The following is a 20,161-nucleotide window of genomic DNA, read 5'->3' as shown; positions in this document are numbered from 1 at the left end:
AAGGAACCTGATGTCCACGGAGAAAATCGCGGTGCTCCCGTTGAACGCACGGACCTCGCGCACTCGGACGTCGGCCATGGGGCCCTGCTGAAATCGGAGCTGCTGCTCCTGAAGCGGTATTCATTTTTCTCAACCCAGAGACGCTGAACCCATGAACAGTCTTCAAGGAAAGGTCGCCATCGTGACGGGCGGCACCGGCGGCATCGGCAAGGGCGTGGCACTCCAGCTGGCGGCGCGCGGCGCCACCGTCGTCATCAATGGCCGGGATGCACAGAAAGCCGAGGCCGTACTGGCCGAGATCCGGAGCCTGAACGGCACCGGGTGCTTCGTGGCAGGCGACGTGCGTTCCAGGAGCGACATGGAGCAGCTGGCCGCCGAGACCATGCGCCGCCATGGCCGCATCGACATCGTGGTTCCCAATGCCGGCGGCAACGACGACGAAGCGCGTTCGCCGCAGGTGCGTGGCCCCTTTGCCGACATCGACCTGGGCCGGGTCGCCGCATTCATCGGGCAGGCCGTCGCCGCCAAGCTGCTGGTCGTGCAGGCCTGCGTGCCGCATATGCGCGCGGGCGGGCAGGGCAGCGTGGTGTTCGTCACGTCGGAAGGCGGCCGCAGCCCTACGCCGGGGCAGACGGCGATCGCCACCTTCTCGGGCGGGCTGATCATGGCCAGCAAGGTCCTGTCCAAGGAACTGGCCCGGCACCGGATCCGGGTGAACTGCGTGTGCGTGACGGTGGTTCGTGACTCGCCTTCCTGGACCGCGGCCTTCGAGAGCGAAGGCGGGGTATCCGACCACCACCGCAAGCAGTACGAGAAGATCATCGCCAGAAGCCCGCTGGGGGTGGCCGCGCCGCAGGACATCGGCCGCGTCGTGGCCTTCCTGGCGTCCGACGATGCCCTCTATCTCACCGGCGCCACCGTCAGCCCTACCGGAGGGCTGACCATCCATTGAGGCGGCAAGGGCCACGCGCTGCCGTTGTCGCCCCGCGCCGGGCGAGCATGCCGCTCCCTGATTCGGCAGCCACCCGGCGTTTCCGTTGTTCTTCTGCGCGATCCTCGGGGCCGCTGGGAGGTTCTGCCATCGAGGATGGAGACCCAGCCGCGGAAAAGCTTCTCCGCCTCCGTCGGTGGCACGCCCTCGTGACGCTCGCTCGACCGGATGGCCGATGCCGGGCTGGCACCAGCCGCGGCTGCCGGGGTCGGGCCCGGGAGCCAGGAGCCGGTGCAGTCCGCTCGACGATAATTTGCCCGGGCGCGGCCGCTCGTCGAGAGCCGCCGCGCCCCGGTTGCAAGGTGCCGCGGTCCGCGAGGTCCGTGGTCAAACGGGAAGCAGGTGACGCCGCCCCTCGCGGGCCGGGCCATTCCTGCGCTGCCCCCGCAACGGTCAGCGGATCGAGACCCATCGGCCGGCGCATCGCGCCGGCAGCCACTGCGCGCCAGCGCGCGGGAAGGCGATGGGCCTGGCGCGGCAGGCGAAGCCTGTCCCGCGCCGCTCCGCGAGCCCGGATACCGGCCTTCGCAGTCGCCTTTCGGACGCCGCGGGAGTGCGCCGGTCCGACGCTGGCCTGCGCGGCGCACCGCGCGGCCCGGGTCGTTCCGTCAGCGCCGCGGCGTGTTTGGTCGGTCTGCCCTGCGGGAGAGCGGGGCGCGAGTGAGAAGCACATGCGCAACAACGATTCGTCCGGCCGCCGCGCGGCCGCAGCCCGGAGCGGCTTTTTCCCATCGGCCGGCTGGCTGGCCGGCGCGCTCGCCGTCTGGTGCGGCGGTCCGGCCCAGGCCCAGCCGGCCGCGTCGGGCTCCCTGGGCGAGGTCTTCGTGACCGCCACGGCCCGGCCCGAGGACCGCAGCCGCATCGCCAGCACCACGCAGACCATCGACCGCGCCGCCATCGAGCGCTCCACCGCCCGCTCGCTCACCGACCTGCTGGCCGAGAACGCGGTCGGCTTCCTCAGCGAATGGACGGCGGCGCAGACCTCGATGAACATCCGGGGCGCGTCCACGGACGGCCAGGGCCGCGACTTCCGCAGCCAGGTGCTGGTGCTCGTCAACGGCCGGCGCGCCGGCACGGCCAACCTGTCCAAGCTGAGCCCGGCCGATGTGGAGCGCATCGAGATCGTGCGCGGCCCCGCGTCGGTGATCTACGGCAGCCAGGCCATGGGCGGCGTCGTCAACATCATCATGAAGACCGGCGCCACCGCGCCCGGATCGCAGGTGGACCTGACCGGCGGCTCCTGGGGCCTGTGGCGCGCGCACGCGCAGACGGCCGGCGCGAACGACCGGTTCGACTGGTACGTCGGCATGAGCGCCGGCGAGCGGGACGACTACCAGTCCGGCCGCGGCGGCTCGCGCCTGGCCAACACCGGCTGGGAGCGGCGCGGCGCCAGCGGCGCGCTGGGCTGGCAACTGGCCGAGCACCACCGCGTGGAGATGGAGCTGCGCACCGACGGCATCTACGACGCGGGCTTCCGCGGGTCCGGCGCCAACGTCCACGGCCGCGACGACCGCGACAACCGCTCGCTGGACCTGCGCTACGAAGGCGCGACGCCGGACCAGCGCGCCAGCTGGACGGCCCACGCCTACCGCCTGACCGACGTGGACGAGTTCAACTGGGCGTCGCCGGTGATCCGCTCGGGCACCAATGCCGTGCCGGGCACCTCGCGCGACTACAACCTGCGCACGCTGGACGCCACCGGGCTGCGGCTGCAGCCGCGCCTGCGGCTGGGGCAGGGCAACGACCTGCTGCTGGGCCTGGACTGGGAGAAGAGCCGGCTGCGCTCGGAGCGCGAGCGCGTGGCGCTGCCGGGCGGTCCGGCCGGCCAGGTCGCGCCCTACGACAACAACCAGACCGAGCAGGTGCATGCGCTGTACCTGGAGGACGCGCAGACGCTGCTCGACGACCGCCTGACGCTGCGCGCCGGCCTGCGCAAGACCTGGGGCCGCACGCGCTTCGAGCAAACGCCGAACCTGGCGCTGGCCGTGGGCGGCACGCGCAAGTACGACGCGGACACCTGGTCCCTGGGCGCCACCTGGAAGGCCAGCGAGCAACTCGCCCTGCGGGCCGGCGCCTCCACGGGGTTCCGGGCGCCGACGGCCACCGAGCTGGCCTCGGATTTCACCGCCGTGGGCGGCGGGCGCATCTTCGGCAACGCCGACCTCAAGCCCGAGACCAGCCGCCAGCTGGAAGTCGGCGCCACGCTGCAGGCGCCGGCCTGGCGCATGGACGCCGCGCTGTTCCAGAACACCATCAGCGACCGCATCGTCACCGTGTCGCGCGGCCCCTCGACCAACACCTCGGACTACGCCAACAACCCCGCCGACATCGTCGCGCGCGGCCTGGAGCTGCAGGCGCAGGTGGACCTGGCCCGGGCCCTGCAGCTGCCGGGGCAGGTGCTCACCGCCTTCGCGAACGGCTACTACCACTTCGACATGCGCGACAAGGGCGCTCCCGCCTCGGCCAACACCGACAAGGTGCAGCGCATGTACCGCTACGAGGCGTCGGCCGGCGTGCGCTACGGGCGCGGCGCCGGCAGCCGCGCCGGGGACTGGACGGTGCAGCTCTCGGCGCTGCTGCGCGGCCCGATGTGGTACGACACCGAGGAGAACCTGCTGGTGCCGCAGGGCGAGCCGTCGAGCACCTACATCCACCGCAAGGGCGCCTTCACGGTCTGGAACCTGCGGGCCGACTACCGCGTGACGCCGGCGGTGAAGCTCTTCGCCGGCGTGAACAACCTGTTCGACATCAACCGCCACCCGGTCTTCATCGCGCTCGACCGCAGCCCGTGCATCGCCAACCCGGCGTTCCAGAACGGCGGCTGCGGCACCTCGATGCCGGGGCGCGAGTTCCTGGTCGGCCTGCAGGCCAGCTTTTGAAGGGCGGCATGGCACACCGCCGCGCCGTGCTGCGCGCCGGCGCCGCGGCGGGCGCGGCGCTGCTCGGCCTGCCGGCGCGGGCCGCGCCGCTCGTGCTGCACGACGCGCTGGGCCGCCGCGTGGAGATCGCCGCGCCGCCGCAGCGCATCGTCACGATCTTCTCGTCCAACACCGAGCTGGTGGCCGCGCTGGGGCTGGTGGACCGCATCGTCGGCGTGGAGGACTACACCCGCTTTCCGCCCGAGGTGCTGCACCTGCCCAAGGTCGGCGGGCGCCTGGGCTTCTCGGCCGATGCCGTGGTCGCACAGCGGCCCGACCTGGTCATCGTCACGCCGGCGCGGCAGGCGGCGCACCAGCTGGTGGCGCCGATGGAGCGCATCGGCGTGCCGGTCCTGGTGCTGCTGAGCCGCACGCTGGACGAGGTCATCGGCAACCTGCGCCTGGTCGCCCAAGCCGCCGGCGTGCCCGGGCGCGGCGAGGCCCTGGCCGGCCAGCTGCAGGCGCGGCTGGCGCGCGTGCAGGCACGGGTGGCGGCCCGGCCGGCGCCCAGCCTGCTGATGCTGACCGGCCGCCTGGGCAACGGCATGCTGCTGACGGCGCGCGCCGACAGCTACACCGGCGAGGCCATGCTGCGCGCCGGCGGCCGCCTCGCGCTGGCCGGCCCCCTGGCCCAGGTCTCGCCGGAGGCCGCGCTGGCCGCCGATCCCGACGTGCTGCTGTTCGCCGGCAGCGGGCCGGACCTGCAGGACCTGGTGCGCCAGCCGGGCTGGCGCGACATGCGCGCCGTGCGCGGCGGCCGCGCCGCCACGGTGGCGCGCTCGGAGTTCCTGATCCCGGGGCCCCGCACCTTCGACGGCATCGAGAAGCTCGCGCAATGGCTGCATCCGGCCTGACCCCGCCGGCCGCGCGCGCCTGGACGGGCGCCTGGGCGCTGCTGGCCGCCGCCTTGCTGCTGGGCGCCTGTGCCGGCCACCAGTGGGCCAGCCCGGCCGACGTGTGGCACGCCGTGCTCGGCGACGAGGCGCTGCGCAGCCGGCTGCTGCTCGAATGGCGGCTGCCGCGCGTGGGCGCCGCCGCGCTGGTCGGCGCGCTGCTCGGGCTGTCGGGCGCCGTGTTCCAGGGCGTGTTCCGCAACCCGCTGGCCGAGCCCTACCTGCTGGGCGCCTCCGGAGGCGCGGCGCTGGGCGCCACGGTGGCGCTGCTGGTGCCGCTGGGCCTGCCGCAGGCGCTGACGCTGTCCGCGCTCGCGTTTGCCGGGGCCTGGGGCGCCACCGTGCTGGTGCTGGCCATCGCGCGCGTGGCCGGCGCGCTGGACGCCGCCGGCCTGCTGCTGGCCGGCGTGGCGCTGGCGGCCGTGCTGGGGGCGCTGCGCTCGTTCCTGATGCTGGCGCTGTCCGACGAGACCGTCAGCCTGCAGGTCGTCATGAGCTGGGTGCTGGGCGGCATCCAGACGCCCACCTGGCCCGGCCTGGGCGTGCTGGCGTTGGTCACCGCCGCCTGCCTGCTGGCCACGCGTGCCATCGCGCACGGGCTGGACCTGCTGGGCCTGGGCGACGCGGCGGCCCAGGGCTTCGGGCTGGACGTGGCGCGCTTCACGCCGCGGGCGGTGCTGGTCGGCGCGCTGGTGGTGGCCGCGGCCGTGGCCTACGGCGGACTGGTGGCCTTCGTGGGCCTGGCGGCGCCGCACATCGCGCGCTGGATGGCCGGGCCGCTGCACCGCCGGGTGCTGCCGGCCTCGGCGCTGGCCGGCGCCATCGTCGTGACCGTGGCCGACGCCATCGCGCGCTCGGCGCTGCCGCCGGCCGAGGTGCCGCTGGGGCTGGTCACGGCCGTGGCCGGCGGGCCGTTCTTCATCGTGCTGCTGGCCCGGCGGCTGCGTTCGGCATGAGCCTCGCCCGGCCGCCCGAAGAGGCTCGCACCTTTGCCGGTACGGGCGAAGGTCGTCCAGCGGGCCCAGACCGCCTGCCCGCAGGCGCGCCGGTGCATGGCGCCGTGCGCCTGGCCGCCCGCGGGCTCACGCTGCGCCGCCAGGGGCGGGCCGTGGTCGACCGGGTGGACCTGGCCCTGCCGGCCCGCGGCGCCGTGGCGCTGGTCGGGCCCAACGGCGCCGGCAAGTCCACGCTGCTGTCGCTGCTGGCGGGCCTGGCCGTGCCCGATGCCGGCAGCGTGCTGCTGGACGGCGCGGCGCTGCTCGGCCTGTCCGTGGCGCAGCGGGCGCGGGCCGTGGGCTACATGCCGCAGCGCTTCGCGCCGTACTGGGACCTCGGCGTGGCCGAGCTGATGGGCATGCGGCTGCAGGCCGATCCGGCCGGGCCGCTGCGCCGGGCGGGGCTGCAGGACTTCGCCGGCCGGCGCTGGTCCACGTTGTCCGGCGGCGAGCAGGCGCGCGTGCTGCTGGCCACCGTGCTGGCGACCGACCCGCCGGTGCTGCTGGCCGACGAGCCCGGCGCGGCGCTGGACGTGCGGCACCGGCTGGCGCTGGTCGAGGCGCTGGCGGCGCGCGGCCGCGAGCGCCTCGTCGTCGTCGCCATGCACGACCTGGAGCTGGCGTTCGAGCATTTCGAGCGGATCGTCGTGCTGTCCGCCGGCCGCTGCGTGCTGGACGGCGGCCACGAGCTGCTGCACGCGGCCGCGCTGGACGCGGTGTTCGGCGTGCGCTTCGAGCGCATCGCCGCGCCGCCGCACACGCTGCTGCGGGCCCGTCGGCTGGAGGCTTCCGATGCGGATTGACCTGGCCGGCTGGACGCGCGAGGCCACGCGCGGCGACCACCGCGGCTTCCTGGCGCTGTTCGAGCGGGCCGAGCAGCTCGGCTTCGACGGCGTCTGGTTCAACGAATTCCGCGTGCCCGAGCAGCCCTGGCCGTATCCCTCGCCGCTGCTGCTGGCCGCCGCCCTGCTGGCGCGCACCGAGCGGCTGCGCGTCGGCACCTCGGTGCTGGTGCTGCCGCTGCACCATCCGCTGCTGCTGGCCGAGGAGATCGCGCAGCTGGACTTCCAGAGCGGCGGCCGGCTGGACCTGGGCATCGGCCGCGGCACCGAGCCGGCCGCGCTGCAGGCGCTGCAGATCGACCCGGCGCACACGCGCGAGCGCTTCGAGCAGTCCTGCCGGCTGCTGCGCCAGGCGCTGCGCGGCGCGCCGCTGGCGGCGCACCAGGGGGCGTGGAGCTTTCCGGCGCGCGGCGCCATGGCGCCGTCGGTGCAGCGCCCCCATCCGCCGATGTTCGTGGCCGGCTCGACGGCCGAGACCATCGGCTTCGCCGTCGAGCAGGACCTGCCGCTGCTGCTGAGCCTGGAACCGCCCGAGGGCGCCCAGCTGGTGCAGCTGCAGGCGGCCGCCAGCGCGCGCGGGCGCGACGGCGCGGCGCTGCAGGCGCGCGCCTCGCTGGCGCGCTACGTCTGCATCGGCCGGGACGCCGACGCGGTGCAGCGCCAGCTGTCCACGCTGTGGCCGCAGCTGTACGAACGCCGCGTGTACTTCGCCGGCCGGCGCGGCGTCGCGCCCGATCAGGTGCCGCCGATCGACGCCGGCCGCGTGCTGCGCGAGCAGTTCGTCTGCGGCAGCCCCGCGCAATGCCTGGAACAGATCGCCGGGCTGCGCGCGCGCCTGGGCATCGCCCACCTGCGCTGCGTGTTCAACGCCAACGGGCTGTGGAGCGACGAACAGGCGCTGCAGGCCATGGAACTGTTCGCGCGCGAAGTGCTGCCCGCGCTGCGCACCCTTTGACCCTTCACCATCCGGAGAACCCTTCCCATGCAGACCGCCAAGATTCCCGCCACCATCGTCACCGGCTTCCTGGGCAGCGGCAAGACCACGCTGCTGCGCCACATCCTGGACCATGCCGAGGGCCGGCGCATCGCCGTCATCGTCAACGAGTTCGGCGAGCTGGGCATCGACGGCGAGATCCTCAAGGGCTGCGGCATCGGCTGCGACGAGGACGGCCGGGAACAGGAGGGCGCGCTGTACGAACTGGCCAACGGCTGCATGTGCTGCACGGTGCAGGAGGAGTTCTTCCCGGTGATGCGGCAGCTGGCCGCGCGCCGCGACCGGCTGGACGCCGTGCTGATCGAGACCTCGGGCCTGGCGCTGCCCAAGCCGCTGGTGCAGGCCTTCCAGTGGCCGGAGATCGCCAACGTGTTCACGGTGGACGCCGTGGTCACCGTGGTCGACACGCCGGCCGCCGACGCCGGCCAGTTCGCCGCGAACCCGCCGGCCGTGGACGCGCAGCGCCGCGCCGACCCGAACCTGGACCACGAATCGCCGCTGCACGAGCTGTTCGAGGACCAGCTCTCGGCCGCCGACCTGGTGGTGCTGAACAAGACCGACCTGGTGGACGCCGCCGCCGTCGCCCGCGTGCAGGCGCTGGTGCGCGAGGAGCTGCCGCCCGAGGTCAAGGTCGTGCACGCGGCCCAGGGCCGGCTGCCGTTGGACGTGCTGCTGGGCCTGTCCAGGGCGGCCGAGACCACCATCGACGGGCGCCAGAGCCACCACGACCACGAGGAGGACCACGACCACGACGCGTTCGACGCGCACGTGGTCGTGCTGCCGGCCGTGGACCGCGAGCGCCTGCTGGCCGCGCTGGCGCGCCTGGTCGAACGGCAGGCCATCCTGCGCGTGAAGGGCTTCGCCGAGGTGCCGGGCAAGCCGATGCGCTGGCTGCTGCAGGGCGTGGGCCGGCGCCTGGACCACCATTTCGACCGTGCCTGGAGGGACGGCGAGCCGCGCGGCACGCGGCTGGTGTTCATCGGCCAGGACCTGGACCCGGCCGCGCTGCGCGCCGGCCTGGCAGGTGTCGAGGCCTGAAGTGACGCGCCCCGTCTCGCGCCCCGCCGACCACGGCTGCGCGCAGCGCCAGCCGTCCATGGCCGAGCGCAGCGATGGCCCGAGTGGCTGTTCCCCCTGTGCCTGCGCCGAGCAGCGCAGCCGCCAGCGGGAAAAGGGCCGTGCATGTCTGAGCCCGAAGGGCGAGTTTGCACGGACCCCGCTGGCGGCGAGCAGCGCAGGTTGCCCGGAGCGCCGCAGGCGCGCAGGGTCGCAGGTACCGGGGGCGCCTTCTCTTTGGTTACTTTCTCTTGGCGAGACAAGAGAAAGTGACTGCGCCGCCGGGCGCACATCCCGGCCCCTGTGCGTGGCACGCACAGATGGAAATTCAGCTGCCGCAGGCGGGGATTTCGCCCCCGCGGGCGACTCCCTTTTCTTGCTCTCTGCCCAAGAAAAGGAAGCAAAAGAAGGCGACCCCAGTGCCCACGACCCTTCGCTTCGCTCCGGGCAACCTGCGGTGCTCGCGGCATGGGCGCATCGCATCACTCGCTGCGTTCGCTGCGCGAACTCCGCTCAGACAGATGCGATGAGTCAGTGCACGAAGCGCGCGATGCTCGCGCGCCGCCCATGCCGCTGCGCTCCTCGGCGTGGGCACAGGGGCTCCGGGGGACGGACATCCATCCGGGCCATCGCTGCGCTCGGCCGCGGGTACGGTACCGGGAGCCACTGACATGCACCTGCTCTCCACCCGCCCCGGCGGCTTCGTCGAGGACGACGGCGTCGTCGCGCGGCTCGACCAGGAGCCGGCCGACATCGTCGTGCTGAGCTCGGCCGACACCACGCTGGCGCTGCTGTCGGCCGCCGCGCAGCAGCTGGGCCGCGCGCCGGGCGGCTTTGCCAGCCTGCGCCTGGCCAACCTGCTGCACCTGCGCCAGCCGGCCTCGCTGGACCTGTACGTGGACCAGGTGCTGCAGCACGCGCGCGTGGTCGTGGTGGACCACCTGGGCTCCGAATCGGCCTGGCCCTACGGCGTGCAGCAGATCGCCGCGCTCGCGCGCCAGCGCGGCCAGCGGCTGGCCATGTTCTCGGGCGACCTGCAGGAAGACCCGCACCTGCTGGCGCGCAGCACGCTGGCGCCGGAGCAGGGCCGCCGGCTGTGGCAGTACCTGCGCGCCGGCGGGCCGGCGAACGCGCGGGCGTTCCTGCAGGCCGTGGCCTTCTTCGGCCTGGGGCGGGGCGAGGCGCCGGAGCCGCCGCGCCCCTTGCCGCAGGTGGCCGTCCACGTGCCGCCGGCACTGTGCGCCGCGGCCCACGCGGTGCCCGGGCTGGACGACCTGCGCCGGGCCTGGCGGCCGGGCGCGCCCGCCGTCGCGCTGGTGTTCTACCGCTCGCACCTGCTGGCCGGCAACACCGAGCCGTTCGACGCGCTGGCCCTGGCGCTGCACGCGCGCGGGCTGAACCCGCTGCCGCTGGCCGTCGATTCGCTGAAGGACGCGCTGTGCCTGTCGGCGCTGCAGTCGCTGTGCGCCGGGCATGCCGTGCAACTGGTGCTGAACACCACCGCCTTCTCGGCGCTGGAGCCGGGCCAGGCGCTGGCCGGCGACGCGCCGGTGCTGCAGGTCGTCACCAGCGGCAGCAACCGCGAGGACTGGCTGGCCGACGCCCAGGGCCTGCGCCCGCGCGACATCGCCATGCAGGTCGTGCTGCCCGAGATGGACGGGCGCATCGTCACGCGCGCGATCAGCTTCAAGGGCCTGGCGCACCGCTGCCCGGTCACGCAGACCGACGTCGTGGCCTACCGCAGCGAGCCCGACCGCGTGGACTTCGTGGCCGAGCTGGCGCAGCGCTGGTGCCGGCTGCGCACGCTGCCGGCGCGGGACAAGCGGCTGGCGCTGGTGCTGGCCAACTACCCGGGCAGCGAGGGGCGCATCGGCAGCGGCGTCGGGCTGGACACGCCGGCCTCGGTGCTCGCCATCCTGCAGCGCCTGGCGGAGGAGGGCTACGCGCTCGGTCCGCCGCAGGCGCTTCCGGCCGACGGCGACGCGCTGATGCGCCAGCTGCAGCAGGGCATCGCCAACGATCCGGCGCAGTGGCCGCTGCGCCCGGCCTGGCAGAGCTACGCGCTCGCGGACTACCGCGCGCGGCTGGCCGCGCTGCCGGCCGGCATGGCCGAGGCCGTCACCGCGCGCTGGGGCCCGCCGGAGGCCGACCCGGCGCTGCGCCAGGGCCGCTTCCTGGTCGCCGGGCTGCGGCTGGGCCGGGTCTTCGTCGGCATCCAGCCGGCGCGCGCGCTGGGCGGCGCGCAGGACTACGCCAGCTACCACGACGCCGAGCTCGTGCCGCCGCACCACTACCTGGCCTTCTATTTCTGGCTGCGCGACGTGTTCGCGGTGGACGCCGTGGTCCACGTCGGCAAGCACGGCAACCTGGAATGGCTGCCCGGCAAGAGCCTGGCGCTGTCCGGCGCCTGCTGGCCCGACGCCATCCTGGGGCCGCTGCCGCACCTGTACCCCTTCATCGTCAACGACCCCGGCGAGGGCGCGCAGGCCAAGCGCCGCAGCCAGGCGGTGATCGTCGACCATCTGATGCCGCCGCTGACGCGCGCCGAGAACCACGGCCCGCTGCAGGACCTGGAGCGCCTGGTCGACGAGTACTACGACGCGCTGCTGGTCGACGCGCGCCGCGCCGCGCTGCTGCGCCGCCAGATCGTGGACGCGGTGCGCCGCCAGCACCTGGCCGGCGAGCTCGACCTGCCGCCCGGCGCCGAACAGGACGAGCAGGCCCTGCTCGAACGCATCGACGCCTACCTCTGCGAGCTGAAGGAGACGCAGATCCGCGACGGCCTGCACGTGTTCGGCCGCTCGCCCCAGGGCCGCCAGCGCCGCGACACGCTGGTGGCGCTGGCGCGCTTTCCGAGCGGCAGCGGGCAGGGCGCCGAGATGGGCCTGCCCGCCGCGCTGGCCGCCGACCTGCTGCCGCCCGCGCCGGACGGCGCGGCCTTCGACCCGCTGCGCCTGGAGCCAGCGAAGCCCTGGACCGGCGCGCGCCCCGTCGCGCTGCAGGCCGTGAGCGGCGCGCCCTGGCGCCATGCCGGCGACACGCGCGAGCGGCTGGAGCTGCTGGCGCAACAGGTGCTGGACGACCCGGCGCTGGCCGCCGGCTGGCCGCACACCTGCGCCGTGCTGCAGCGCGTGCGCGACCACCTGGCACCCGCGCTCGACGCCTGCGGGGCCGAGGAACTGCGCCAGCTGGCGCGCGGGCTGCAGGGCCTGTTCGTGCCGGCCGGCCCCAGCGGCTCGCCATCGCGCGGCCGGCCCGACGTGCTGCCGACCGGCCGCAACTTCTACACGCTGGACACGCGCGCGATTCCGACCCAGGCCGCCTGGCAGCTGGGCCGGCAGGCGGCCGACCAGCTGATCGAGCGCTACCTGCAGCAGCACGGCGAGTACCCGCGCGCGCTGGGCCTGTCGGTCTGGGGCACGGCCACCATGCGCACCGGCGGCGACGACATCGCCCAGGCCTTCGCGCTGATCGGCGTGCGGCCCCGGTGGGCGCCCGGCAGCCAGCGCGTGCTGGACTTCGAGGTCGTGCCGCGCGCCGGCCTGCACCGCCCGCGCGTGGACGTCACGCTGCGCATCTCCGGCTTCTTCCGCGACGCCTTCCCGCTCACCGTGCAGATGTTCGACGCGGCCGTCCAGGCCGTGGCCGCGCTGGAAGAGGATGCCGAGGACAACCCGGTCCGCGCGCGCATGCTGGCCGAAGCCCAGGCGCTGCAGGCGCAGGGCGCCAGCGCCGAGGACGCGCGGCGCCAGGCCGGCTGGCGCGTGTTCGGCGCGCCGCCGGGCCACTACGGCACCGGGCTGGACCCGCTGCTGGCCAGTGGCGACTGGCAGGACGGCGACGACCTGGCCCGCGCCTGGATCGGCTGGAGCGCCCACGCCTACGGGCAGAACGCCGACGGCGTGCCGGCCGGCGCCGCGCTGCGCCGCCGCCTGGGCGAGCTGGACGTCGTCGCCCAGAACCAGGACAGCCGCGAGCACGACATCCTGGACTCGGGCGACTACCTGCAGTTCCAGGGCGGCATGGCCGCGGCCGTGCGCGCGGTCTCGGGCCGCACGCCCATGCTGGTCCACGGCGACCATGCCGACCCGCGGCAGCCGCGCGTGCGCACGCTGCACCAGGAGATCGGCCGCGTGGTGCGCGCGCGCGTGACCAACCCCAAGTGGATCGCCGGCGCCATGCGCCACGGCTACAAGGGCGCCTTCGAGATGGCCGCCACGGTGGACTACCTGTTCGGCTTCGACGCCACGACCGGCCAGGTGGCCGACCACCACTACGCGCTGGTGGCCGACGCCTACCTGCTCGACGCCGCCACCCGCGGCTTCGTCGCGCGGCACAACCCCGAGGCCCTGCGCGGCATGCTGGAGCGGCTGCTGGAGGCCATGCAGCGCGGCCTGTGGGCCGCACCGGGCGACTACCGCCGGCAGCTGGAGGAACTGCTGCTGGACCACGAACACCTGATGGAGGGAGGGCGATGAGCCAATCCGCACCCGATCTGCCCGCGCCCGATTTGCCGCCGCTGTTCCCGTTCGCCGCCATCGCCGGCCAGCCGGCGCTGTGCCAGGCGCTGCTGCTGGCCGCGATCGACCCGCGCATCGGCGGCGTGCTGGTCGAGGGGCCGCGCGGCACGGCCAAGTCCACGGCCGCGCGTGCGCTGGCCGAGCTGATCGAAGGCGCGCCCTTCGTCACGCTGCCGCTGGGCGCCTCGCTGGAACACCTGGCCGGCACGCTGGACCTGCAGCAGGCGCTGGCCGGCCACGCGGTGCGCTTCGCGCCCGGCCTGCTGGCGCGCGCGCACGGCGGCGTGCTGTACGTGGACGAGATCAACCTGCTGCCCGACGCGCTGGTCGACGTGCTGCTCGACGCCGCCGCCAGCGGCGTCCACGTGGTCGAGCGCGACGGCATCTCGCACCGCCATGCGGCGCGCTTCGTGCTCGTCGGCACCATGAACCCGGAGGAGGGGCAGTTGCGCCCGCAGCTGCTCGACCGGCTCGGCCTGTGCGTGCGGCTGGGCAACGTGGCCGACCTGCGCGAGCGCCAGGCCATCGTGCGCGCGCGGCTGCAGTTCGAGGCCGACCCGGCCGCCTTCCGCGCCCGCCACGCCGACCGGCAGGCCGCGCTGGCGGCGCGCCTGGGCGCGGCGCGCGAACGCGTGCAGGCCCCCGGGGCGCTGCCCTGGTCCGACGCGGTGCTGCAGGCCGCCGGCGCGCTGTGCGTGCAGGCGCAGGTCGACGGCCTGCGCGCCGACCTGGTGCTGCTGCGCGCCGCCCGGGCCTGGGCCGCGTGGCAGGCCGATGCCGAGGTCACGCCCCGGCACGTGCAGGCGGTGGCCGAGCTGGCCCTGGCGCACCGGCGCAAGCCCGGAGCGCCGCAGCCCGCCGGAGCCCCACAACCCGCCGGCGCGCCGCAGCCGATGACGGACCCGCCGGCCGCGCCGGCGCCGGGCGCCGCCGCTGCGGATGCCGGCGGCGCGGCCGGCCCCGGACACGAGCCCGACTGGGGCGCCATGCCGCCCGAGCCCACCGGCACCGTGCGCCTGGCCGTCCCCGACCTGCTGCCCGGCGGCACGGGAGCCGCCGCAAAAAAAGCCTGAGCCTCCGCGCCGACGCCGCGCCGGGCCGGGCCGCCGGGCGCGCGCCGGGCGCGGAGGCGCATCTGGCCACTCGGCTACAGGGCGGCCCGGCCACGGGCGGCTGGGACTGGCCCCGCACGCTGGCCGCGCGCGGCGCCGGCCCGCTCGCGCCGCGGCACCTGCGCCGCCAGCCGCGGCCGCCGGCGGCCCGGCGGCTGCACTGCTTCGTGCTCGACTGCTCGGGCTCGATGGCCGCCGGCGGCGCGCTGGCGCGCGCCAAGGGCGTGCTGCTGGCGCTGATGGAGCAGGCCTACCGCCGGCGCGACCGCGTGGCGCTGCTGTGCTTCGCCGGCACGCAGGTCGAACTGCGCCTGCCGCCGCGCAAGGCCGCGGCCTGGAACGACGGCTGGGTGGCGCCCATCGGCGCCGGCGGCGGCACCCCGCTGGGCCCGGCCGTCGCGCAGGCGGCGCAGCTGCTGGCCACCGCCTGCCGCGCGCCGGCGGAGGAGGGCTGGCTCTGGCTGCTGACCGACGGCCGCTCGCGCGACGCGCCGCCGCGCCCGGCCCAGGCGGCGCAGGTGCGCGTGATCGACTTCGAAGCGGGCCGCCTGCGGCTGGGCCGCGCCCAGGCCCTGGCGCGGCAGTGGGGAGCGGACTGCCTGCGCGCGGATGCATGGGGGTGAGCCGGCAGCGCAAAGGACGGGACGCCGCCACCGAACGCCGCCGGCAGCCTCAGCGCCAATGGCTCGGCAATCCATGCCGCGCATCGTGTCCGGCAGGACCTGGAGTCGGCGCCTGCGTGAACGCTCGAACGTTCAGCCCCCGGCCTTCGTCCCGTCCGGCGGCTCGTCCGCCCATTGCGTGCGCACGCGCAGGATCTCCGGCAGGCAGTCCATGAAGACGGGCACCAGCTCCGGGTCGAAGTGGCGGCCGCTCTCGCGGCGGATGTAGTCCAGCGCCTGGTCCACGGGCCAGGCCGGCTTGTAGCAGCGCGCGCTGGTCAGCGCGTCGAAGGTGTCGGCGAGCGCGACCACACGGGCCACGTGCGGGATGGCCTCGCCGGCCAGGCCATCCGGATAGCCGCTGCCGTCCCATTTCTCGTGGTGCCTGAGCGCGATGGTCGCCGCCATGTCCAGCATGCTCGAGGGATGCTTGCCGATGATGCGGGCGCCGATCACGGTATGGGTGCGCATCGTGGCCATTTCCTCGGGCGTGAGCGGGCCGGGCTTTTGCAGGATGGCGTCGGGAATGCCGATCTTGCCGACGTCGTGCATCGGCGCGGCGTGCAGCACGTCCTCGGCCGCCGCTTCGCCGTAGCCCACCGCCAGCGCCAGCGTGCGCGAGAAATGGCTCATGCGGATCACGTGCCGGCCGGTCTCTTGGTCCTTGAACTCCGCGGCGGTGCCCAGGCTCTGCACGAGCTGCAGCCGCGTCTCGCGCAGCTCCCTGGCCTGCACCAGCGAGAGATGGTTGCGCACCCGCGCGCGCACGATGTGCGGGTTGAAGGGCTTGGCGATGTAGTCCACCGCGCCGAGCTCCAGGCCGTACTGCTCGTCGGTGGATTCCGACATCGCGGTGACGAAGATCACCGGGATGGCGGCCACCGCCGGGTCGGCCTTCAAGGCCTTGCAGACCTCGTAGCCGGTGAGGCCCGGCATCATCACGTCGAGCAGCACCAGATCGGGCCGTTCGGCGCGCACCAGCGCCAGCGCCGTCTGCCCGTCGCGGGCGAACAGCAAACGGTGCTCGTCCTGCAGCGTGTAGCGCAGTACCTGCAGGTTCGCCGGCTCGTCGTCCACCAGCAGCAAGGTGCTGCGGCGCTGATCCCTCATGCTGCGCTTCATTCGCTGTGGCTCCCAGTCTGGGCCAGGCTGCCGTGCACCTGCAGCAATTGCTGCACCAGTGCCCGGGCGCGGCCGAATTCGAATTCATCGATGGCGGCCAGCAGCGCGTGCGCGCGCTCGCGCTCCTCCAGCCGCTCGAGCGCGCCGCACACGGCGTCGACGAGCTCGCTGTCGATCTCGTTGTGCGCCAGCAGATCCTCCAGCGCGCGCAGCGCGGCGCCCAGGTCCGCCAGCGGCTCGTCGCCGCCGGAGGCCGTTCTGGCGGACGCCTCGCCGGCATCGGCGGCTTGCGGCCGCGGCGCCGGATCATCGCCCAGGCCCAGCACGCGCGCCATCTCCTCGACCAGCCGCGGCACTTCCAGCGGCTTGACCGCGAAACCGTCCATGCCGGCCTGGCGGGCGGCGCGCCGGTCTTCTTCCATCACGCTGGCCGTCAGCGCGATCACCGGCGTGGCGGCGCGCCCTTGCGCGCGCTCGTGCTGGCGGATCAGCCGCGTGGCCTGCAGCCCGTCGACACCCGGCATGTGCACGTCCATCAGCACCACGTCGAAGCGGCCGGCGATGAACTTCTCCACCGCCTCGGCGCCGTCGCGCGCCATCTCCAGCGTGTGCCCGCCGCTTTGCAGCGTGAGCGCGAGCAGCTCCAGGTTCTGCGCCACGTCGTCGACGATCAGGATGCGCAGCGGCGGCAGCGCGGTGCGTGGCACCTCGGGCGCGGCGTGCGCCGGCGGCCCCCCCACCGGCAACGGCAGCCAGACATGGAAGCAGCTGCCCTGGCCGATTTCGCTCTCGACCTCGATACACCCGCCCATCAGCTCCACCAGCTGGCGCGAGATGGTGGTGCCCAGCCCGGTGCCGCCGAAGCGGCGGCCGATCGACGGATCGGCCTGGCTGAACGCGGCGAAGATCGAGGTCATCTGCCGGGGCGTCATGCCGATGCCGGTGTCGCGCACCTGCACGTGCACCTGGTCGCCCTCCTGCGAGAACCGCAGCTCGACGCCGCCCTTCTCGGTGAACTTGATGGCGTTGCCCACCAGGTTGGTCAGCACCTGCAGCACGCGCAGCGGATCGCCGCGGAAATACTCGGGCATCTGCGGCGGGTAGACGGTGGCGAGCGTGAGCTGCTTGGCCTGCGCGGCCAGGCCCAGCGAGGACGCGATCTGCAGCGCCAGCTCCTTCAGCGAGAAGTCGATGGTCTCCAGCTTCAGCCGGTCCTTCTCCATCCGCGTGGTGTCGAGGATGTCGTTGATCAGCCCGAGCAGCGCGCGCGACGACTGGCGGATGGTGCCGAGCTGGCTGCGCTGCGTGGCCGTGAGGTTGCCCTGCAGCAGCAGCTCGGTGAAGCCGATGATGGAGTTCATCGGCGTGCGGATCTCGTGGCTCATGTTGGCCAGGAAGGTGCTCTTGGCCGCGGCGGCGCGTTCGGCGCGCTCGGCCGTCTCGCGCAGCGAGGCCTCCAGCGCGATGCGATTGCTGATGTCGCTGACGAAGCCCACGAACAGCAACTCGCCGGGCAGGTCCACGCGGCCGACGGCCAGCCGCATCGGCATCAGGCTGCCGTCCTTGCGCAGGCCGACGACCTCGCGGCCGCTGCCGATGATCTTCGGCACCCCGGTGCGGCGGTAGTTCTCCAGGTAGCCGTCGTGGCGCGACTGGTCGGGCTCGGGCATCAGCATCTTGATGTTGCGGCCCGTCACCTCCGCGGCCGTCCAGCCGAACAGGCGCTCGGCCGACTGGTTCATGCTCTGGATCAGGCCGCGGCTGTCGATGGTGATGATGCCGTCCACCGCGGTGTCCAGGATGGCCTGCAGGCGCAGCCGGCCGTTCTCCATCTCGCGGAACAGCTCGCGCGAGCGCATCAGGCCGTTGAGCGCGGCCACCAGCACCGAGACGGCGATCGTGACGGCGGACAGGCCCAGCGCCGCGAAGCCGGTGTCGAACACGATGCCGGTGGCGGCCATGCCGGGCTCGCCGTGGAAGCGCAGCGTGCTCATTCCGGCGTAGTGCATGCTGGCGATGGCCAGCCCCAGCAGCGTGCCGCCGGCCAGCAGGCGCTGCAGGCTGCTCAGCGCGGTGCGCCCCAGCGCCCTTTGCACCCACAGCGACAGCGCGGGCAGCGTGACGGCCAGACCGATCGACAGCAGGAACGGAAATGGGGCGAAGCGCATCTGCAGCGGCGTGCGCATGGCCGACATGCCGACATAGTGCATCGCGCCGACGCCCAGCCCCACCAGCATGCCGCAGGCCAGCAGCCGTAGGGCGGAGACAGGGCCGCCGCCCAGCAGGTGCAGCACACTGGCCGACGCGATCCAGGCGGGCAACAGCGACAGCAGCGTCGGGGCGACTGCGAAATGCACCGGTGCCGGCAGCTCGAAGGCCATCATGCCGATGAAGTGCATCGTCCAGATGCCGCCGCCCAGAGCGATCGCCCCCGTGGCGATCGCGACGTGCCGGTTGAACGGGTTGTGGGCCTTGCGGGCGACGCGGGCGGTCTGCAGCGCCATCGTCGCGGAGAACACCGAGACGACGAGCGAGAGCAGCGCCAGCCCGACGCCGTGGCTGCCGTACAACGCGGGGCCGCTGGCCGCCGCATCGACAAAAAATAGGCTTTCTCCCATCCCTGGTCTTGTTGATCTTGTGATGACGGCACGACGCATGCCAGACAGCGAGCATCATAGGGGGTCGCGGTCTCTCGGGCCCCTGAAACCAGCTCGAAAATCATGGCGTCGGACCCTTCCGCGCCGGCACCCGGGGCTGGCCGCCGCGTCGCCCTTCCCAAGACCCGCATTTCATTCCCCGAGTAGCCGCTTTTGGATACGCGCAGACGGATTCCGACGGGGTGCCTCTCGAAGCCGCAGGTCCAGGCAGCACGACCGGGCCATCGGCCGCGCGCGTGCCCGGGTGAAGCATGTCCTCGCGGCGCTGCGCCAGCAAGGCGGCCAATGCGTACGGGCGATTGCCAGCCGCTTGCCCTCAAGCGGCAGCGTGCGTAGCCGATCCGCCCTGTGGGGCAGCGGTGTTTCAGCGGCCTGCTACCGCGCGAGCGCCAGCCGGCGGTCCACCGCCGCCAGGCAGGCCATGATCTCCTCGGCCGCCTCGTCGACACGCGGGCCGGGCCGCGCCAGCACGTCGAAGCGCGGCCCGCCGATGCGGCAGTAGCGCCCCTCGCGCACCGCCCGCATGGCCTGCCAGCCGGGGCGCGCGTCCAGCGGCAGCATGCCGGGCGTGTCGTGCACGATCAGCAGGTCGGGGTCGGCGCGCAGCGCGTACTCCGGCCCCAGCTTCGGGAAGGCGCCCAGGCTGGCCGGCACCACATTGCGCAGGCCCAGCCGGGCCAGCGTCTCGCCGATGAACGAGGCCTCGCCGGCCGCGGCCGCGCCGCCGTGCAGCTCGAAGTACACGCGCCGGCCCCGCCAGTGCGGCGGCAGCCGGTCGCGCAGCGCGTCGAGCCGCGCATTGGTGCGTGCCCACAGCGCCTCGCCCGCGCCGGGCCGGCCGATGGCCTGGGCCACGGCCTCCATGTTGTGCCGCATGTCGGCGTGCGTTTTCGCGTCCAGCGTCAGCACGGGCAGGCCCAGTTCCCGCAGCCGTTCGGCCACGCGGTTGCGCGGGCGCAGCAGCACCAGGTCGGGCCGGGCCGCGACGATGCGCTCGATGTCGGCATCGGCCAGGCCGCCGACGCGGGGCAACTGCTGCACGGCCGGCGGCCAGTCGGAATGGCGGTCCACGGCGACCAGGCGGTCGCAGGCGTCGAGCGCACAGAGGATCTCGGTCAGCGAGGGTTGCAGCGAGACGATGCGCAACGCGGCAGACGCGGCCGCGCGCGCTGGCGAGCTACCGCCCGCGGCGACCGGGCCAGCCTGCGCAGCATGGGGAAGCAGGCCCAGCAGCAGGGTGAGCAGCAAGCGGCTGGGCGCAGGGAGCGACGCGGTGTGCGAGAGCGGGAGGTCGGCCGGGCTGGGGGAGCGCATGCGGGTTGGCATTGTGCCCGGCCTGTGCGGCAGGGCTCTCATGCGCACCGTGGTAGCGGCCACCAGGCACGATCCCACGGAAATC

13 protein-coding genes and 1 riboswitch are annotated in these 20,161 nt (G+C 74.2%); of the genes, 10 read left to right on the top strand and 3 right to left on the bottom strand.

Translation table 11 applies throughout. From position 1 onward, the window contains the following. Window positions 1–181 precede the first annotated feature (181 nt). The 10 genes from QM782_RS21630 to QM782_RS21585 all read left to right on the top strand — a co-directional run bounded on the left by QM782_RS21630 (window position 182) and on the right by QM782_RS21585 (window position 14,944). Window positions 182–952 (top strand): SDR family NAD(P)-dependent oxidoreductase, encoded by a 771-nt coding sequence (locus QM782_RS21630; protein ID WP_415204934.1) that lies wholly within the window; start codon window positions 182–184, stop codon window positions 950–952. A 338-nt stretch (window positions 953–1,290) separates the two neighbouring features. After that, a riboswitch (cobalamin riboswitch) is annotated at window positions 1,291–1,517 on the top strand. A 145-nt stretch (window positions 1,518–1,662) separates the two neighbouring features. Further along, window positions 1,663–3,870 (top strand): TonB-dependent receptor, encoded by a 2,208-nt coding sequence (locus QM782_RS21625; protein ID WP_415204933.1) that lies wholly within the window; start codon window positions 1,663–1,665, stop codon window positions 3,868–3,870. An 8-nt stretch (window positions 3,871–3,878) separates the two neighbouring features. Further along, window positions 3,879–4,763: an ABC transporter substrate-binding protein gene (locus QM782_RS21620; protein ID WP_415204932.1), complete on the top strand. Its 885-nt coding sequence runs from the start codon at window positions 3,879–3,881 to the stop codon at window positions 4,761–4,763. Beyond that, window positions 4,745–5,758 (top strand): FecCD family ABC transporter permease, encoded by a 1,014-nt coding sequence (locus QM782_RS21615; protein ID WP_415204931.1) that lies wholly within the window; start codon window positions 4,745–4,747, stop codon window positions 5,756–5,758. The genes QM782_RS21620 and QM782_RS21615 overlap by 19 nt, the downstream gene beginning before the upstream one ends. 104 nt (window positions 5,759–5,862) lie before the next feature. Further along, entirely contained in the window at window positions 5,863–6,600 is a 738-nt protein-coding gene (locus QM782_RS21610) for an ABC transporter ATP-binding protein (protein ID WP_415204930.1), read from the top strand. Further along, complete coding sequence (locus QM782_RS21605) at window positions 6,590–7,594, top strand: LLM class flavin-dependent oxidoreductase (protein ID WP_415204929.1); 1,005 nt, start codon at window positions 6,590–6,592, stop codon at window positions 7,592–7,594. The genes QM782_RS21610 and QM782_RS21605 overlap by 11 nt, the downstream gene beginning before the upstream one ends. Window positions 7,595–7,621: 27 nt before the next feature. Then, on the top strand, window positions 7,622–8,671 hold the full coding sequence (cobW, locus tag QM782_RS21600; RefSeq protein ID WP_415204928.1) for a cobalamin biosynthesis protein CobW: 1,050 nt from the start codon (window positions 7,622–7,624) through the stop codon (window positions 8,669–8,671). A 689-nt stretch (window positions 8,672–9,360) separates the two neighbouring features. Further along, window positions 9,361–13,167, top strand: coding sequence for a cobaltochelatase subunit CobN (cobN, locus tag QM782_RS21595; RefSeq protein WP_415204927.1), 3,807 nt, complete (start codon window positions 9,361–9,363; stop codon window positions 13,165–13,167). Next, complete coding sequence (locus tag QM782_RS21590; RefSeq protein WP_415204926.1) at window positions 13,164–14,282, top strand: ATP-binding protein; 1,119 nt, start codon at window positions 13,164–13,166, stop codon at window positions 14,280–14,282. Before cobN ends, QM782_RS21590 begins: the two co-directional genes overlap by 4 nt. A 206-nt stretch (window positions 14,283–14,488) precedes the next feature. Beyond that, window positions 14,489–14,944, top strand: a complete 456-nt coding sequence (locus QM782_RS21585) for a vWA domain-containing protein (protein ID WP_415204925.1) — start codon at window positions 14,489–14,491, stop codon at window positions 14,942–14,944. Between the two features lie 132 nt (window positions 14,945–15,076). Here QM782_RS21585 and QM782_RS21580 read toward each other — a convergent pair whose 3' ends face one another. The 3 genes from QM782_RS21580 to QM782_RS21570 all read right to left on the bottom strand — a co-directional run bounded on the left by QM782_RS21580 (window position 15,077) and on the right by QM782_RS21570 (window position 20,010). Beyond that, window positions 15,077–16,093 (bottom strand): response regulator, encoded by a 1,017-nt coding sequence (locus QM782_RS21580; RefSeq protein ID WP_415204924.1) that lies wholly within the window; start codon window positions 16,091–16,093, stop codon window positions 15,077–15,079. An 8-nt stretch (window positions 16,094–16,101) separates the two neighbouring features. Beyond that, window positions 16,102–18,723 carry an MHYT domain-containing protein gene (locus QM782_RS21575; RefSeq protein WP_415204923.1) on the bottom strand — a complete coding sequence of 874 codons (2,622 nt, stop codon included), beginning with the start codon at window positions 18,721–18,723 and terminating at the stop codon, window positions 16,102–16,104. Window positions 18,724–19,137: 414 nt separating this feature from the next. Continuing rightward, window positions 19,138–20,010, bottom strand: coding sequence for an ABC transporter substrate-binding protein (locus QM782_RS21570; RefSeq protein WP_415204922.1), 873 nt, complete (start codon window positions 20,008–20,010; stop codon window positions 19,138–19,140). Between the last annotated feature and the right edge of the window lie 151 nt (window positions 20,011–20,161).

It is taken from the genome of Pseudorhodoferax sp. (assembly GCF_047601025.1).
In the GTDB taxonomy this organism is placed as follows: domain Bacteria; phylum Pseudomonadota; class Gammaproteobacteria; order Burkholderiales; family Burkholderiaceae_C; genus Pseudorhodoferax.
This window is presented reverse-complemented; position numbering and strand designations above follow the sequence as displayed.

Excerpts from the sequence above, each read along its gene's own strand:
- QM782_RS21625 (WP_415204933.1), top strand. The coding sequence starts at position 1,663 with ATGCGCAACAACGATTCGTCCGGCCGCCGCGCGGCCGCAGCCCGGAGC.
- QM782_RS21620 (WP_415204932.1), top strand. The coding sequence starts at position 3,879 with ATGGCACACCGCCGCGCCGTGCTGCGCGCCGGCGCCGCGGCGGGCGCG.
- QM782_RS21615 (WP_415204931.1), top strand. The coding sequence starts at position 4,745 with ATGGCTGCATCCGGCCTGACCCCGCCGGCCGCGCGCGCCTGGACGGGC.
- QM782_RS21605 (WP_415204929.1), top strand. The coding sequence starts at position 6,590 with ATGCGGATTGACCTGGCCGGCTGGACGCGCGAGGCCACGCGCGGCGAC.
- cobW (WP_415204928.1), top strand. The coding sequence starts at position 7,622 with ATGCAGACCGCCAAGATTCCCGCCACCATCGTCACCGGCTTCCTGGGC.
- cobN (WP_415204927.1), top strand. The coding sequence starts at position 9,361 with ATGCACCTGCTCTCCACCCGCCCCGGCGGCTTCGTCGAGGACGACGGC.
- QM782_RS21590 (WP_415204926.1), top strand. The coding sequence starts at position 13,164 with ATGAGCCAATCCGCACCCGATCTGCCCGCGCCCGATTTGCCGCCGCTG.
- QM782_RS21580 (WP_415204924.1), bottom strand. The coding sequence starts at position 16,093 with ATGAGGGATCAGCGCCGCAGCACCTTGCTGCTGGTGGACGACGAGCCG.
- QM782_RS21575 (WP_415204923.1), bottom strand. The coding sequence starts at position 18,723 with ATGGGAGAAAGCCTATTTTTTGTCGATGCGGCGGCCAGCGGCCCCGCG.